The organism is Tessaracoccus sp. (assembly GCF_016714275.1).
Classification (GTDB): Bacteria; Actinomycetota; Actinomycetes; order Propionibacteriales; family Propionibacteriaceae; genus Arachnia.
The window spans coordinates 884873-900369 of sequence record NZ_JADJNP010000001.1; the positions used below are offsets into that span (position 1 = coordinate 884873).

Here is a 15497-nt window from a genome sequence, read left to right on the forward strand (position 1 = left end):
ACCGCCGCTGAGGCGATGGGCCTACCGTAGCCTGAAGCTGATCCTGCCCGGCACCTCGGGTTGGGTGCTGACCATGACCTGCCCATCAACGGCTCGGGCCTCTGCGCCCACGGCAGTGAGGCTGTCGATGTCCAGGTGTGCCGGGTCGATGGCCAGGCTGACTTCCTGTGGTGCGAGCACGAATGCGTGCGCCACCCCGTCGCGGCTGGTCCAGCGCACCCATGGTTCGTCGCCGGCAGCGGCCACGGACGTATCGAGGGGTCGTGACCCAAATATCGCCTCGCCGTGGAGTGCGTTGAAGGCACCCAGGTCCCGCAGTGTCCGTTCCTGGATTGCGGGTACTTCACCGGCCGCGGTGAGTCCGATGTTGAGGAGGTAGTTGCCGCCGCGGGAGACCACGTCGATGAAGTTCTGGATCGCGTCAGGGCCGCTGAGGTAGTGCGACTCGTCTTCGAGTGTGTTGTAGCCGAAGGAGAACCCGATACCGCGGCAGTTCTCCCATGTCTGTGAGGTCTCGGCGTCGAGTCCGTGGACGTACTCGCTGGTGCGGAAGTCCCAGTGGGTAAGGCCCCATCGGTCGTTGACGACACCCTCGGGTGCTGTTTGGTAGAAGTGGTCGAACATCGCGAACAGGCTCTTGGGCCCGGGGGCTTTGCCGGCGTCTGGCCATTCGATGTCGCCCCACAACACCTGTGGCTGGTAGCGGTCGACGAGGTCGATGACGTGATCGAAGGCGTAGTCGGCGTAGTCGGAGTCGTTGGGACGCAGGGTATCGACGATCTCCCCCGCGATCGGGGGGAGATTGCTGAAGTGCCAGTCGAGCCCCCCGGAGTAGTAGACACCGAATGTGATACCGCGCTTTACTGCCGCATCCCGGAACTCCGCCACCAGATCCCGCTTGGGTCCTCGTTTGACGGTGTTGCGGTCCCCGGTGTGGGGTGCGTCCCACAAGGTGACGCCGTCGTGGTGCTTCGTGGTGGGCACGAAGTACCTGGCGCCGGTGGCGGCAACGATGTCCATGACTGCCTCGGCATCGAACTTCTCTGCCTGCCATGTGTCGATGAACTGCTCGTAGTCCAAGCTGCCGTAGGTGTCCAACTGGTGTTGGCGGGCCGGGCTGCCTTCGATCCGGATGGTGTTGTAATACCACTCGGCGTAGGGGTTGTGCATCATCCACCACTCGGGTTCGAATGCACCGAGCGGCCCGATCGGTTCGGCCCAGGCCGGCACCGAGTAGGGGCCCCAGTGGACGAAGATGCCCAGCTTGGCATCGGCGTACCAGTCGGGGGTCGGGTGCTCGAACCGGCGGTACGCTTCCGGGCGCACCGGCTGTTGGGGGAACTGGTCCATGTCTGATCTCCTGATCGATGGGTGTGTGTGTCGTGGGTCTCGGGTGACGGCCCGACGGGGTTGTGCCGGGGTTGGGGACGAAGAGGGGCCGGTTGTAGGTCGGGCCTTACCCCTGGTTCTTGGACACAGGGGTTGATTACGCGGCTAACGGGAGCGTAGCAGCGTAGAGGGATTCGTAGGTGGATGGTGACTGGTAGCCGCACCAGGAGTGTCGCCGGCGGGTGTTGTAGCGCACGACCCAGCGGAACACTTCGCGGCGGCAGGTGGCGTCGTCGGGCCAGGACGCGGCGTCTTGGAGGATCTCTCGTTTCAGGGTGGCGTTGAACGACTCGGCCAGCGCGTTGTCAGCGCTCGACCCGACCGCTCCCATGGACTGGGTCACGCCGAGGCTGTTGCAGAGCCGGGCGTAGTCCTTCGAGGTGTAAACGGCTCCGTGGTCGGAGTGGAACACGGCTCCGGTCAGGCCGCCGCGGGTCGCGGTAGCGGCCTTCAGAGCGTCAGCGACGAGGCTGGTGCGCATGTGATCGGCGACCGCCCAACCGACAAGGCGACGCGAGTAGCAGTCGATCACGGTGGCCAGGTACAGGTTGCTGCCGTCAGCGATCGGTAGATAGGTGATGTCGCCGACATAGCGCAGCCCCGGCGCCTGGGCGGTGAAGTCCCGCTTCAGGAGATCGGGAACCTTCTGATCGGCTGGTTCGGGGACCGTGGTTCTGACTCGGCGTTTCTTCACATATCCGCAGATCTGGTTGGCCCGCATCACCCGCGCGACCCGTTTGTGATTGACCCGCTCGCCTGCGGGTTTACCGTGGTTGAGTTCCGCAGTGATCCGGGGCGCCCCGCAGGTGTGCCCGGGCCGGGGCGGGCGGGCTCGGGGGGGGGGGGTCGCGGCGCGGGCCGGGGCACCAGCCTTCCACGCGTAGTAGGACGAACGCTCGATCTCAACGAGCTCACACAGTCGCTTCACCTCGAAGGTGGCCGTGTTGTCAGCGACGAACTGGAAGCGACTCACCAGCGCGTCTCCCCGGCGAAATAATTGGCTGCCCTGCCGAAGGATCTCCCGCTCGGTAGTCAGCTTCGTCGTCTCGGCCCGCAACACCGCGTTCTCGGCCTCCAGCCGAGCGATCTTCTGCTCCGGCGACTCAACACCGGCCGTCGCTGACACCGCCTGGAGGTTTGTCCTGGACTGTAACGGGCTCGAGGTCAGCGTCCCATCAGCAGCGGTCTTCTTGCCCGTCCCGTATACCTCAAGCCACCCACGCAGCGTGCCACGCACGATGCCCAGGTCCTCAGCGATACCGCGGACCGTTGCCCCCGGCGTGGACTCGTACAAGTCAACAGCCTGACGACGGAACTCCTCGGAGTAGTTCTTCCTGGCCATAATCTCGGATCATCTCGCTCTCTCCCTCCCCATCACGGGTGCGGGACTCGGCGTGTCCAAGATTCAGGGTCAGGCCCCGTCAGCGCCCTCCGAACCCCCCGAGGTTGATGCCCTTGGACAGTTGGCGCTGCATCAGCACAACGATGATCAAGCTGGCGGCCACCGAGATGGTGGAGGCTGCCATGAGGGCGCCCCACTCAGTGCCACGCTCACCGGAGAACATGGCCAGCCCGAGTTGAAGCGGTGCCTTGGAGTAGTCGTTGATGATGATCAGCGGCCACAAGAAGGCGTTCCAGTAGTCGATGAAGGAGAAGGCTGCCACCACGGCGATCGGTCCGCGCAGTAGCGGGACGATGACGTGCCAAAGCAACTGCAGTTGGCTAGCGCCGTCGATCCTGGCCGCTTCCTCATAGTCGCTCGGAAGAGATAACAGGAACTGGCGAAGCATGAAGGTCCCGAACGCACCGAACGCGAACGGCAGGATGATCGCGGCGTACGTGTCGACGAGGTTCAAGCTGGAGGCGCCGATGAACAGCGGGATGACCAGAACCTCCAGCGGCAACACCAGAGTCGCGATGAACAACGCGAAGATCTGGTCCCGGAATGGGAACCGGAAGCGCGCGAACGCATAGGCACTCAACACCGAGACAGTCACGGTGATCAGAGCCCCGGCGGCCGCGATCCCGAACGTGTTCAGCAGGATCCTGCCGAAGGGCACGGAGGTGAACGCATCGACATAGTTGCCCCACTCAAGCCTGGACCCGAACAGGTTCGCACCCGAAGAGAGCACCTCCGTGGACGGTTTGAGAGAGGACAGGAACATCCACACGAAGGGCAGGAAGAAGATGATTCCCACCAGTAGCAGCAGGGTCTTGCTGACCAGCCTGCCCCAGTCACGGCGTCTAGGCATCGTATTCCACCCAGTGTTTCTGGCCCACGAACTGCAGGGCAGTGACCAACATGACGATCACGAACAACACCCAGGCCAGCGCCGAGGCGAACCCGAGTTGATCGTAGGAGAAGCCGCTGCGATACAGGTACAGCACCAGCGTGTTGGTGGCATCCCCCGGGCCGCCCTTGGTAAGCATGTAGGGCTGGGTGAACACCTTGAAAGCGCCGATCACCGTCATGATCGTGCAGAAGAACAGCGACGGTGACAGCATCGGGAACACCACCCTCCAGAACCGCTTCCACGCAGTCGTCCCGTCGATCCGGGCCGCCTCGAGGACCGAAGGGTTGATGTTGTTCAGCCCGGCCGTCAGCACCACGATGTTGTAGCCGATGCCCTGCCACAGCGACATCATGATCATCGACGTCATGGCCCAGCCCGACTCACCCAGCCACGACGGGCCGGCGATGCCGAACGCGGCCAGCATTCCGTTCAGCATCCCCTGGTCATCGAGGATCACTCTCCAGATGAGCGCGTTGGCAACCATCGGCGTGACCACCGGCACGAAGAACAAGACCCGGAAGAACGGAGCCCAATCGGGCAGGGTGTGTAGCCACACGGCTAGCCCGGTCGAGAGGATCAGATTTGCGGCGGTGTATCCGACAGCGAACAAGGCCGTGTTGAACAGCACCTGCCCGAACACCGGTTCGCGGCCGTCGAAGAGCCGCATGTAGTTGTCGGCACCGATGAACTCGGGTTCCCCGAACAGCGGCCACCGATAGAAGCTGATGACGATCGAGGCCAAGAGCGGGATGACGATGAAGATGACGAAACCGCTCATGCCTGGAGCGAGGTGGAAGAAGGCGAGGAGCCGTTCGTTCACGCCCGGCTTCCTGGCCTTCACCACGGTCGTCATCGCTTCATGTGGAGGCGGCGATGTGACCTGCATCATGGTGCGCCTCGACTAGCCGACGCTCGTCTGGATGGTACCGAGGATCTCCTCGGCCGTCTTGTTCCCGCGAGTTCCGTCGCTGGAATACTGCGTGAACACTGTCACGAACTGATTCCAGTCCCCGGTCGTGATCAAAGGAAGCCCATCCGCCAAGAGGGCCTTCATCACCTCGACATCGGCTTCCGGCTTGCCCTTGGCCCAGCCATCGAACGACTCCTCCAACGACGGAACCGTGCCGCGGTTCTCGCCGACGTAAGCGATGACCTCAGGAGTGGTGATCTTCATGATGTTGGCGAACGCGTTGGCCGGGTCAGGGCACTTCGACGAGATACCGAACCCTGAACCCTGGATCATGCCGATCGGCTTGCCATCCTCTGACGGGATGACCGCGACCCCAACCTCATCAGACATCGGCTCCCGGATCGAGGTGTAGAACCAAGGCCCGTCAATGATCATGGCGATCTTGCCGGACTGGAAGCCCTGCATCGGCACATCAGTCGTGTCAGCAGGATTCGGCGCGCTGGCCACCTTCTCCTTCGCCGCCAAGTCGAACGTCCACTGGACATCTGAGACGAAACCCGGATCATCGACAGCGAGGGCACCGTCCTTGACGGGTGTGTTTCCGTTCGCGAACGCCAACGGAAGGTAGGGGTAGCCCGGGTCCGGCGCCAGCCCGAACCCCATCACACCGTCCGTGGTGAGCGCCTTGGCATCAGACAGGAACTGCGCCTGGGTGTAGTCCAGGCCGGGTTCGTCGAGACCAGCTTCCTGGAAAAGCCTCTTGTTGTAGTACAGGACCATCGGCTCCGCGTCATACGGGATGGCCCGCACGGTGCCATCTACGGTCATGCCCTCGATCATTCCCGCGTTGTACTTCGACAGATCGAGCCCCGCCTCCTTGGCCAGATCGTCCAGGGGGATCAGGATGTCCTTGAGCTCCTGGGCCCGAGCAGCCTGCGTTGTGAGGATGCACGGGGCATCAGCCGAGTTCATGCGGGTCTTGACCTTGGTCCAGTACTCCTGGAAGCTCGGCCCATCCAACGTGAGGTCGAAGTTCGGGTCCGTCTCCTTGGCGCCGTCGATGAACGACTGCCACTGGGCCCGATCCCCCTCACTGGAGATCCAGGTGAACATCTGGCTCGACTGCTCACTGGGCGAACCGTCACCACCAGGGGCAGGCGTGGAGCCGCCACAGCCGCTCAGACCGGCAACCACACCAGCCGCAACAAGCCCGACAGCAATTCTGTTGAGATTCATAGACCGTCTCCCTTGACGTTGTGAGGAACTTCCTTCACGGACTCACACGGGCCTGACACCAAGGGCCACACCGTGTGAGAAACCGTTTACTCAATGTTAGAAACCTTTTACTTTGAGGGCAAGACCCACCGGCCGGTTGTTGCCGAATCGTTATAATACGGTCGTTGCTTCCCCAGGGAGGGCTGGTCGAGGAGCCAGCCACAGCGACTCGGCGACAAGCTTGGCTGCCGGCGAGGTAGGCTCGTCGCCTTGAGTGACGCGGGTCATGAACACGGTGGTGCCGGCGCGGCAGACCATCCAGGTCCAACAGCCCGCGCTGCCGCGCGATCAACTGCACCGGCCGCACTGCGTGACACGATCGTCACGTCCACACCCCCAGGCCGAGCGGTTGCAGCACCGGTCGAACGCTAGGACCAGTGCCATCTGCCGCATGAGCGTGCCCAAGCCGCGGCCCTGGGCGTCGAGGCGGAGGTACGAGCCTGACGAGACGACGCGCCGCCGAGCGAAGTCCTTCGCGCTGATGTCCTGCGAGCCGACGAGCCGGTCACCCTCGAAGACGCCGAACCGCAGTGCCCAGTCCTCCGGCTTGATGTCGGCACGGCTGTGCCAGAGGAACTGGAGCGAGTCGAGCCGGCGAACCTCCGGATCTCGTGCCCACCAGGCGAAGACGTGCGGTGCGGTCTCGTCGGCGAAAAGACGCGCCGAGACGAGTTCCGCATATGCGGGCACGTCTGAATCCCGAAGCATCCGCAGCGTGAGATCTTCCGCGACCACGCGAAGCCTTAGCGGCGGGTACAAACGGCCCAGTTCGTCCGAGATCATCTGTTCACCCTAGCGTCGGCCGCTACGAGACACTCGCGAACGCCGGCCCGTGGCTTCGGTCTCGGCCGGTCGAGTTCGATGGCCACCCGAATCCTCACGACCTCACCCGGGCCGGCCATTCACTCTCCCGTGCGTGCGTCGGTTCCGAGGAAGCGACGCAACCGGTCGGCTCCTTCGACCGTGACCTCGGCATCCGGGCGAACGTAGGTGGCGGGCGTCACGACGACGCGCTGCTCCTCGACGCCGACCTTGCCCCGCTGCGTGTGCTGGACGATTCGCTCCCTGCCGTTGTCGACGTACCCGACCTTGCGGCTGACGGCCGCCGAGGCGTGATTGCCCACGATGTATCCGGACCCGCACGTGGCTGCGCCCAGCTCGTCGAAGGCGAGTCCGACGACGAGCTGCCGCATCAACGTTCCGGTGCCCCTCCCCTGGTGTGCGCGGCCCAGCCACGAGCCGGTCTCGATGTGACTCGTCTGCGCGAAGTCCCTCGCGTGAAGGTCCTGCATGCCGACGAGCACGCCGTCGCGGCGAACGACGAGGGCGAGGCGCCAGTCGTCGGGCGCGAAGCTTGCCCTCTGCGTCCACCACCACGCCAGGGAGGTCGCGGGAAAGCCGTCGGGGGAACCCGGGGCAAACGGCTGCTCGTGCCAGTCCTGCAGGAAAGGCATGGGCAGGTCGGGTACTTGGATGCCGCCGCGGACGAGCTCGACCAGCTCCGGGATGTCGTCGTCGCGCAGGACGCTGAGCACCACGGAACCGCATGCGATCCGCAGCGCGAACGGAGGGAAGATCTCCTCCAGCGTGAACTGGACATGCGGCTGGTTGGGTTCGCCTGATGTCATTTGCACACACTAGCCGGGACGCGATGTGTGGTGCTCATGTGGCGAAGAGGTACCGGTGACACGTGCGTCTCGCGGCGCTAGTGTCGCTTCATGGCAGACAAACAAGCCGGTAACAAGACCGCGCCGACCGACGTCGACCCCGTTGAGTGGGTCGAGTCGCTGCCGAAGCCGCGCCAGGTCGAACAGGGCCGGGCGATGTTGAAGCTGTTCGGCGAGGTCACCGGCGAGCCGCCCGTGATGTGGGGGCCCTCGATGATCGGGTACGGGCAGCATCACTACGTCTACGAGTCGGGCCGCGAGGGCGACGCAATGCGGTTGGGGTTCAGCCCCAGGGCCGCGAACCTGGTCCTCTACGTCCTTGGCTCGGAACCCGAGCCGCTGCTGGACCAGCTCGGCCCGCACAAGCGCGGCGCCAGCTGCCTGTATGTGACGAACCTCGACAAGGTCGACCAGGACGTGCTGCGCCAGATCATCGCTCGGGTGTGGGAGCGACCGGCAGACGGGCACGGCTAGCCAGCGGGAACACAGATGCTGCCTATGCGGCGAGCACTGTGTGTATTGCGCAGTGCTCGCGACATAGGCAGCATCGTGTGGATCAGAAGTTGATCATCTGGCCCGCGATGCCGTGCGCGGCCTCCTTGATGGCCTCGGACAGCGTCGGGTGCGCGTGGATGTTGTGCGCGATCTCGTCCGCCGTCAGGTCGTAGGCCTGGGCCAGCGTCAGTTCGGGCAGCAGCTCGGTGACGTCGGGGCCGATCATGTGGGCGCCAAGGATCTCGTTGTAGCGCGCGTCGGCGACGATCTTTACGAAGCCGACGCCCTCGCCGAGGCCCCAAGCCTTGCCGTTGGCGGCGAACGGGAACTTGGCGACCTTGACGTCGTAGCCCTTGTCCTTCGCCTGCTGCTCGGAGTAGCCGAAGGACGCGATCTGCGGCTGCGAGTAGGTGGCGCGCGGAATCATGTCATAGTTGATGGGATGGGTGTGCTCCCCCGCGATCGCCTCGGAAGCGACGATGCCCTGCGCCTCTGCGGTATGCGCCAGCATCATCTTGCCGGTGCAGTCGCCGATGGCGTAGATGTTGGGGACGTTGGTGCGCATCTGGTCGTCGATGGCGATGGCGCCGCGCTCGGTGAGCGCCACGCCGGTGTTCTCCAGGCCGTAGCCCTCGGTGCGGGGCGCGAAGCCGATCGCCGATAGGAAGCGGTCAGCCTCCAGCACCTGCTGGGCACCGCCCTTCGCCGGGCTGACGGTGACCCGCACGCCGGAACCGGTGTCCTCGATCGACTCGACCTTGGTGGAGGTCAGGACCTTGACCCCCAGCTTCTTGTACGCCTTGGCCAGCTCAGCGGACACCTCGGCGTCCTCGGTGGGGACCATGCGGTCGAGGAACTCGACGATCGTGACGTCGGCGCCGAACTGGCTCAGGACGTAGGCGAACTCGGTGCCGATGGCCCCCGAGCCGCCGATGATGATGGAACCGGGTACCTGATCCGAGAGGATCTGCTCCTCGTAGGTCACGACGTTGGCGGAGCGGCTTGTGCCGGGCAGCATGCGCGTGGTGGCGCCGGCGGCGACGATAGCGTTCTCGAACGTGATGGTCCGGCTGCTGCCGTCCTCGCCCGCGACGGAGATGCTGTGCGCGTCGACGAAGGTGCCCCAGCCGTCGACCTCGGTGATCTTGTTCTTCTTCATCAGGAAATGGATGCCCTTGGTCATCCGCTCCGAGACCTGCCGGCTGCGCGCGAACGCCTTGCCGTAGTTGAAGGTCACCTGGCCCTCAATGCCGTAGACGTCGGCCTCCTTGAGGACGATGTGCGCCAGCTCGGCGTTCCGCAGCAGGGACTTCGTCGGGATGCAGCCCACGTTCAAGCACACGCCACCCCAGTAGCGCTTCTCGATGATGGCCACCTTCTTGCCCAGCTGGGCTGCTCGGATGGCGGCGACATAGCCGCCGGGGCCGGCACCGAGGACAACGACGTCGAATTCAAAGCTCATGAAGGAAACCATAGCCCTCTCCCCCGTCTCGGGGGCGTCTGTTTGCGGGTCGGCTCGTCGCAGTGAACCGCCGAATTATCTCATCCATGAGATACCCTGGCGCCATGAGTGCTACGAGTGAGTCCATCGGCCGCATGATCCGCGACGCCCGCACCGCGCGGGGCTGGTCGCAGCAGCGGCTCGCAGAGGAACTCGGGTCGGTTCAAAGCGCGGTCCACAGGATTGAGACCGGACAGCAGAACCTCTCCCTCAGCATGATCGACCGCCTGGCTGACGCCCTCGAGATGCCGCTGATTCAAACCCATACACAGGGCAGCGTGAACTTCGAGATCCAAGGCCCGACGACGCTCTCCGGCGAGATCGACGTGCGTACGTCCAAGAACGCCGCCATGGCGCTGCTGTGCGCGAGTCTCCTCAACCATGGCCGGACCGTGCTGCGCGGGATCGCCCACATTGAGGAGGTCGACCGCATCTGCGAGGTGCTGAGCTCGATCGGCGTGCAGCTGACCTGGATTGGCGAAGGACACGACCTCGAGATCCGGCGACCCGAGACGCTCACCCCGGAGACGATCGACGAGCGTGCCGCGCGCCGCACGCGCTCGATCCTCATGTTCCTCGGCCCGCTGCTGCATGAGTTCGACCAGTTCCGGCTCCCGTACGCCGGCGGCTGCGACCTCGGTGCCCGCACCGTTCATCCGCACCTCTCGGCGCTCCAGCGCATGGGCCTCACCGTCACCGCGACCGACGGCAACTACCATGCCAGCGTCGTCGACGTCGCCGACGACCTGCGCCGCATCACGCTCATCGAGCGTGGCGACACCGTCACCGAGAACGCGATCATGGCCGCCGCGCGCACGCCGGGCGTGACCGTGCTGCGCAACGCGTCCGGCAACTACATGGTCCAAGACCTCTGCTTCTACCTGCAGCTCCTCGGCGTCGAGATCGACGGTGTCGGCACAACCACGCTCACCATCCGCGGCGTCGAACACATCAACCGCGACGTCGAGTACTTCGTCTCCGAGGATCCGATTGAGGCGATGAGTCTCTTGACGGCCGGCATCGTCACCAAGTCGGAGATCACGGTGCGCCGCTGCCCCATCGAGTTCCTCGAGGTGGAGTTCGCCGTCCTCGATGAGATGGGCCTGAAGTTCGACGCCTCGCCTGAGTACGCCAGCCGCAACGGCAAGACGAGGCTCGTCGACGTCACGGTCAAGCCGTCGGACCTCGTCGCGCCGCAGGACAAGATCCATCCCATGCCGTTCCCCGGCCTGAACATCGACAACCTCCCGTTCTTTGCGGTGATCTGCGCGACGGCGGCCGGTCAGAGCGTGATCTACGACTGGGTCTACGACAACCGCGCCATTCATCTCGCGAAGCTGTCGGAGCTGGGCGCGAACCTCCGCCTGATGGACGCCCACAGCCTGCTCATCAACGGGCCGACCAACTGGCGCGGCCGCAACATCGACACTCCCCCGGCGCTGCGGCCCGCGGTCTGTGTGCTGCTCGGCGCTCTCGCCGCGCGGGGGACGACGAACCTGATGGACGTCTACGTCATCAACCGTGGCTACGAGGATCTCCCTCAGCGGCTCAACAAGCTCGGCGCACAGATCAGCGTGTTCTGGGGCGCGGTTGAGGACGACTGAGCCTTCCTCGGTTCGCTGCGGCTTAACGCCTCGATAACGATTTTGGCTACGGGGCGAAATCCCCTGGCGGACGGTGGCACGTTTCAATAGACTCCGCCACCATGTCAGTGGTTTACGGGGACTACCTCTCCCCCGCGTTCATCGCGATGGCACATCGCGGGGGGTCCCTGCTCACCGCCAACCTCGGTATCGAGAACACCGTGCGCGCCTTCGAGAACGCCGTCGATCTGGGGTACACATACCTTGAGACGGACGTGCACGCCACCTCCGACGGTCAGCTCGTGGCCTTCCACGACCCCAACCTCGAGCGGGTGACGGGATATGACAGCAACCTTCACGACCTGACGCTGTCGGAGGTCGAGGAACTGCTCGTGGGAGACAGGGAGCCGATCCCGACGCTCGACGAGTTGTTCGAGACGTTCCCGCACGCCAACTTCAACATCGACATCAAGCATGCCCCTGCCATGGAACCCCTTGCCGAGGCGATCCGCCGCCATGGCGCGGAGCGGCGGGTGTGCGTGGGGTCGTTCTCGCGGCAGTGCCTCCGCCGGTTCCGCGCCCGGATGCCGGAGGTGCCGACATCGGTGTCCACCGTCGGCGTCGCCGCCCTCGCCTTCGGGCAGATGCCGCCCAACGGGCAGGTCTTCCAGATGCCGATGTCGTACCCGGTGGGGCCGGTCAGTGTCGACCTGGTCACGCCCCGGACCATCGAACGCATCCACGCCACCGGCCGCAAGGTCCACGTCTGGACCGTCGATGACCAGACGGCCATGCACCAGCTGATCGACTGGGGCGTCGACGGCATCATCACGGACCGCCCCGATTCATTGAAAGACGTTTTGTCGGCCCGCGGGATGTGGTCTACTCGGTAGGGAACATTTCCGCGTCGGTCTTCGTTGACTACTAGGAACAATACGCACGAGGAGGAACAGATGGCAGATCGTGCATTGCGCGGCGTCGGCCTCGGCTCGAAGACCTTCGAGGACGAGCAGGGCGTCGAGTTCGCGGAGCGCCAGCACCTGGCGTTCGATTGCCCCAAGGGGCACCACTTCGAGGTCACGTTCTCCGTCGAGGCGGAGCTTCCGACGGAGTGGGAGTGCAAGAAGTGCGGCCTGATGGCCGTTCGTTCTGATGGCGTCGTGGGCGAGGAGAAGGTCGTCAAGCCGGCCCGTACCCACTGGGACATGTTGCGGGAGCGCCGCTCCATCCCCGAGCTCGAGGACATCCTTGCCGAGCAGTTGACCAAGCTGCGCGAGTCCGACCGCCTGTACTGACAGCATCTACATAGCGACGGCGCCCATCCCCGCGGGGTGGGCGCCGTCGGCGTTGTTGCTACTTGTCTTCGGGATCGATGAGCGTGCCCTCGACGACCTCGCCGTCGACCACGCCTCCGGTGGCGGTGATCCCGGGGATCAGGATTTCGGCTTCGGGCGCGGGTGCGTCGACGACGACCTCGCCGTCGATGATCACGGGGCGGATCCCCTGGCGCTCCAGCGAGCGCGACGCAATCCACGTGATGGCCTCACGGACGAACGGCCGTGTGAACGGCAGCAGGCACAGCAGGCCGATGATGTCGGTGAGGAGCCCTGGAACGATGAGAAAGAGCCCGCCACCGACGACGAGAGATGCGTCGGCGAGGCGCCCCGTCGGGAGTTGGCCGACGCGGGCCGAGTCCATCAGGGCGACCCGCGCCTTGCCCCATTCGCGCCGCATCAGGTAGAGCCCGAGCGCGGCTGACCCGAAGAGGACGACGAGCGTCCACCACCCGATCGCGTTCGCCACCCACATCAGGATGACGATCTCCGCGATGGCGAAGACCGCGAGTCCGAGACCGAGAAGGCCGAAGCCGAACCTGCCGCGCATGGCTCAGGCGCTCCTCTGCCGGAGGGACCGGGCGGCGCCGCGGAACAGCCCGAGCAGCTGCCCGGCCCGGTAGTCGATTCCCCACAGCGTGGTCCGGATGAGCGCCTCGACGACGATGTTGCGGCTCATCTTCGAGTCGCCGAACTCGCGCTCCACGAACTCTATGGGGACCTCGACGACGCGGAACCCCTTGCGGAGCGTGCGCCAGACGAGGTCGATCTGGAAGCAGTATCCGGCCGATGCGACCTCGTTCAGGCTGATCCCGCGCAGCGTGGACGCGCGAAACGCATTGAAGCCACCGGTGGCGTCCTTCACCGGCAGGCCGAGCCATGCACGCGTCCACAGCGAACCGCCCTTGGAGATGAACTCGCGGGACTTCGGCCAGTTGACGACCGAGCCGCCCTTGACCCAGCGCGAACCCTTGACCATGTCGGCGCCATTGCGCACGGCGTCGAGCAGCAGCGGCAGCTGTTCCGGCTGATGCGAGCCGTCGGCGTCGTGCTGGACGAGGATGTCGTAGCCCTCGTCGAGACCCCAGTGGAAGCCCGCGAGGTAGGCGGCGCCGAGGCCCTCCTTGCCCTTGCGGTGCATCACGTGGATGTGGGCGTCGCCCGCCGCGAGCCGGTCGGCGATGGCACCGGTGCCGTCTGGGGAGTTGTCGTCGGCGACGAGGATGTGCGCGTCGGGCACCGCACGCCGGAGCCGGTTGGCGATGCTCTCGATGTTCTGTGCCTCGTTGTACGTGGGGATGATCACGAGCACCCGGTCGAGAGCGTCCTGGCTGGTCATGTGTTTCCTCATGGTCGGCGGTTCGGGCAAATACTACCCGGCGTCGTCGGGCTTCCGAAGGGCGCCGACGACCACGGCTCCGGCGGTGGCCAACAGGGCCGCCCAGGAGAGCACAGGGGCGATGTGGACCGAGAGGTTCACGTTGTCGCGGAGGCCTAGCTCGAAGATGCGGGTATCGGCGGTGAACTCCGCCGTCGGGTCGACGACGCGGCCCTTGGCATCGATCAAAGAACTCACGGAGTTGAGGGTGGACGCGGCGATCTCGCGGCCTAGCTCCATGGCGCGCACCCGGTTGATCGTGAGCTGCTGGTGCACCTGGAATGTGCCGCCGTAGGTGTTGGTGTTCGACTGGGAGACGACGACCTGGGCTCCGTGGCGGACGACGTCGTAGCTGGTGTCGTCGTAGGCGAGCTCAAAGCAGATGATGGTGCCCACCTGCAGGTCCGGGAAGCCCTCGACGGGTCCGGTGATGACGCCGGGCTTCTCGCCGGGGATGGACTGGCGGCCGATCTGTTCGAGGATCGGCAGACGCGGCAGCAGGACGTCGCGGAAGGGGATCCACTCGCCGAAGGGAACGAGGTCGCGCTTGTGGTACACCTCCCCCGGGCCATCCTGGGGATCCCACCAGAGGCTCGTCGTCTGGCGCGAATCCGGCACCGGGCCGACGGTGACGGCACCGACGAAGATGGGCACGTCCGCGACCGCGGCGGCGGTCTCGACGAGGCGCCTGGTCTCCGCGTCGAGGATGGGGTCGACGTCCGTGGCGTTCTCGGGCCAGAGGACGAACGAGAGCTGCGTGCCAGCGGCGCGCGCCTCGGCGACGGCGTGGATCGTCTCGCTGAGCGCGTTGTTGGTCACCGAGCGGGCGTAACTGCCGGTTCCCTTCTCCGCGCGGTTGACGTTCGGCTGCACCATGGCGACGGTGACGTGCTCCGTGGGCGTCGTGAGGGGCACGAGGTTGAGCAGCCCTCCGACGAGCACGGGGGCGGCGGCGAACCCGAATGCGCGCAGTCGCACGGCACTGTCGACGGCGGCTAGGAGCAGCAGGTGGGCCAGCAGGGCGACCAGATAGCTCACCCCGGCGATGCCGACCCACGCGTACCATCCGCTCAGCGGCTGGTCGACGGCGGTGTAGCCGAGGCGGGCCCAGGAGAAGCCGCCGAACGGCACCTTGCCCGCGGCGAACTCCATCGCCACCCAGGCCGCCGGCGCGAGCACGGGCCAGGCGCGCAGCCGCGCGATCCGCGACAGCGCGAGGCCGAGCAGGCCCCACCACAGGGAGAGGAAACCGATCAGGGCGACTCCCACCCAGACGCCGAGCACGGAGATCCAGGAGACGGTGAGCGTGTTGGCGGCGAGCCCCGCGAGATACCCGAGGCCGAAGGCGCTGCCGGGTCGTCGGCCCGCCATCAGCCAGGTGAATCCGGCGACGCCGACCATGGTCAGCGACCACAGCCCCATGGGGGCCTGCCCCGCGCCGACGAGCAGCCCGACGACGATCGCCAGCGGCAGCGTCAGGAGGGCGGGCAACGCGAGTCGGGTGAGCACGGGCAGAGCCTACCCAACGTTCCCTGGGGAGCAGCCCGGTGATCCGATCCCCAGGCGGAGCCGGCCAACGTGTACGTCAGAGTCAACTATCTGACTTTCACGTACACGTTGATGTCGATGCCTGTGCGGATCGAATGTTTGCCGCGACGTTGCCCTTCGATC

15 protein-coding genes are annotated in these 15497 nt (G+C 65.4%); 4 read left to right on the forward strand and 11 right to left on the reverse strand.

What is annotated here, in order from left to right; translation table 11 throughout:
* Positions 1-21: 21 nt before the first annotated feature.
* From IPJ61_RS04070 to IPJ61_RS04100, 7 genes are all read right to left on the reverse strand, one after another.
* Positions 22-1350: an alpha-L-fucosidase gene (locus IPJ61_RS04070; RefSeq protein WP_297103382.1), complete on the reverse strand. Its 1329-nt coding sequence runs from the start codon at positions 1348-1350 to the stop codon at positions 22-24.
* A 136-nt stretch (positions 1351-1486) separates the two neighbouring features.
* The gene (locus IPJ61_RS04075; RefSeq protein ID WP_297103383.1) at positions 1487-2731 is read right to left on the reverse strand and encodes an IS3 family transposase; all 1245 of its coding nucleotides are present in this window, start codon (positions 2729-2731) and stop codon (positions 1487-1489) included.
* Between the two features lie 79 nt (positions 2732-2810).
* Positions 2811-3641, reverse strand: coding sequence for a carbohydrate ABC transporter permease (locus tag IPJ61_RS04080; RefSeq protein WP_297103385.1), 831 nt, complete (start codon positions 3639-3641; stop codon positions 2811-2813).
* Positions 3634-4536: a carbohydrate ABC transporter permease gene (locus IPJ61_RS04085; protein ID WP_297103387.1), complete on the reverse strand. Its 903-nt coding sequence runs from the start codon at positions 4534-4536 to the stop codon at positions 3634-3636. Before IPJ61_RS04085 ends, IPJ61_RS04080 begins: the two co-directional genes overlap by 8 nt.
* Before the next feature lie 48 nt (positions 4537-4584).
* Complete coding sequence (locus tag IPJ61_RS04090) at positions 4585-5706, reverse strand: ABC transporter substrate-binding protein (protein ID WP_297103389.1); 1122 nt, start codon at positions 5704-5706, stop codon at positions 4585-4587.
* Between the two features lie 450 nt (positions 5707-6156).
* Entirely contained in the window at positions 6157-6651 is a 495-nt protein-coding gene (locus IPJ61_RS04095; protein WP_297103391.1) for a GNAT family N-acetyltransferase, read from the reverse strand.
* 119 nt (positions 6652-6770) lie between these two features.
* Entirely contained in the window at positions 6771-7496 is a 726-nt protein-coding gene (locus IPJ61_RS04100; protein WP_297103394.1) for a GNAT family N-acetyltransferase, read from the reverse strand.
* A 90-nt stretch (positions 7497-7586) separates the two neighbouring features.
* On the opposite strand from IPJ61_RS04100, the gene IPJ61_RS04105 reads away from it, so the two are divergent.
* Entirely contained in the window at positions 7587-8009 is a 423-nt protein-coding gene (locus IPJ61_RS04105; RefSeq protein WP_297103395.1) for a DUF1801 domain-containing protein, read from the forward strand.
* 82 nt (positions 8010-8091) lie between these two features.
* Here the strand turns inward: IPJ61_RS04105 and lpdA are convergent, their stop codons facing one another.
* Positions 8092-9492: a dihydrolipoyl dehydrogenase gene (gene lpdA, locus IPJ61_RS04110; protein WP_297103397.1), complete on the reverse strand. Its 1401-nt coding sequence runs from the start codon at positions 9490-9492 to the stop codon at positions 8092-8094.
* 104 nt (positions 9493-9596) lie between these two features.
* On the opposite strand from lpdA, the gene IPJ61_RS04115 reads away from it, so the two are divergent.
* The 3 genes from IPJ61_RS04115 to IPJ61_RS04125 all read left to right on the forward strand — a co-directional run bounded on the left by IPJ61_RS04115 (position 9597) and on the right by IPJ61_RS04125 (position 12409).
* The gene (locus IPJ61_RS04115; protein WP_297103399.1) at positions 9597-11135 is read left to right on the forward strand and encodes a helix-turn-helix domain-containing protein; all 1539 of its coding nucleotides are present in this window, start codon (positions 9597-9599) and stop codon (positions 11133-11135) included.
* Positions 11136-11236: 101 nt separating this feature from the next.
* Positions 11237-12007: a glycerophosphodiester phosphodiesterase gene (locus IPJ61_RS04120; protein WP_297103401.1), complete on the forward strand. Its 771-nt coding sequence runs from the start codon at positions 11237-11239 to the stop codon at positions 12005-12007.
* A gap of 60 nt (positions 12008-12067) precedes the next feature.
* The gene (locus IPJ61_RS04125) at positions 12068-12409 is read left to right on the forward strand and encodes an RNA polymerase-binding protein RbpA (RefSeq protein ID WP_297103403.1); all 342 of its coding nucleotides are present in this window, start codon (positions 12068-12070) and stop codon (positions 12407-12409) included.
* A gap of 58 nt (positions 12410-12467) precedes the next feature.
* On the opposite strand, the gene IPJ61_RS04130 is transcribed toward IPJ61_RS04125, so the two are convergent.
* From IPJ61_RS04130 to lnt, 3 genes are read right to left on the reverse strand one after another with little or no spacing between them, the layout of a single operon-like run.
* Positions 12468-12998 carry an FxsA family protein gene (locus tag IPJ61_RS04130; protein WP_297103407.1) on the reverse strand — a complete coding sequence of 177 codons (531 nt, stop codon included), beginning with the start codon at positions 12996-12998 and terminating at the stop codon, positions 12468-12470.
* Positions 12999-13001: 3 nt separating this feature from the next.
* The gene (locus IPJ61_RS04135) at positions 13002-13787 is read right to left on the reverse strand and encodes a polyprenol monophosphomannose synthase (protein ID WP_297103410.1); all 786 of its coding nucleotides are present in this window, start codon (positions 13785-13787) and stop codon (positions 13002-13004) included.
* Positions 13788-13820: 33 nt separating this feature from the next.
* A complete protein-coding gene (gene lnt / locus IPJ61_RS04140; protein WP_297103413.1) occupies positions 13821-15335 on the reverse strand; it encodes an apolipoprotein N-acyltransferase in 1515 nt (504 codons plus the stop codon).
* Positions 15336-15497 lie beyond the last annotated feature (162 nt).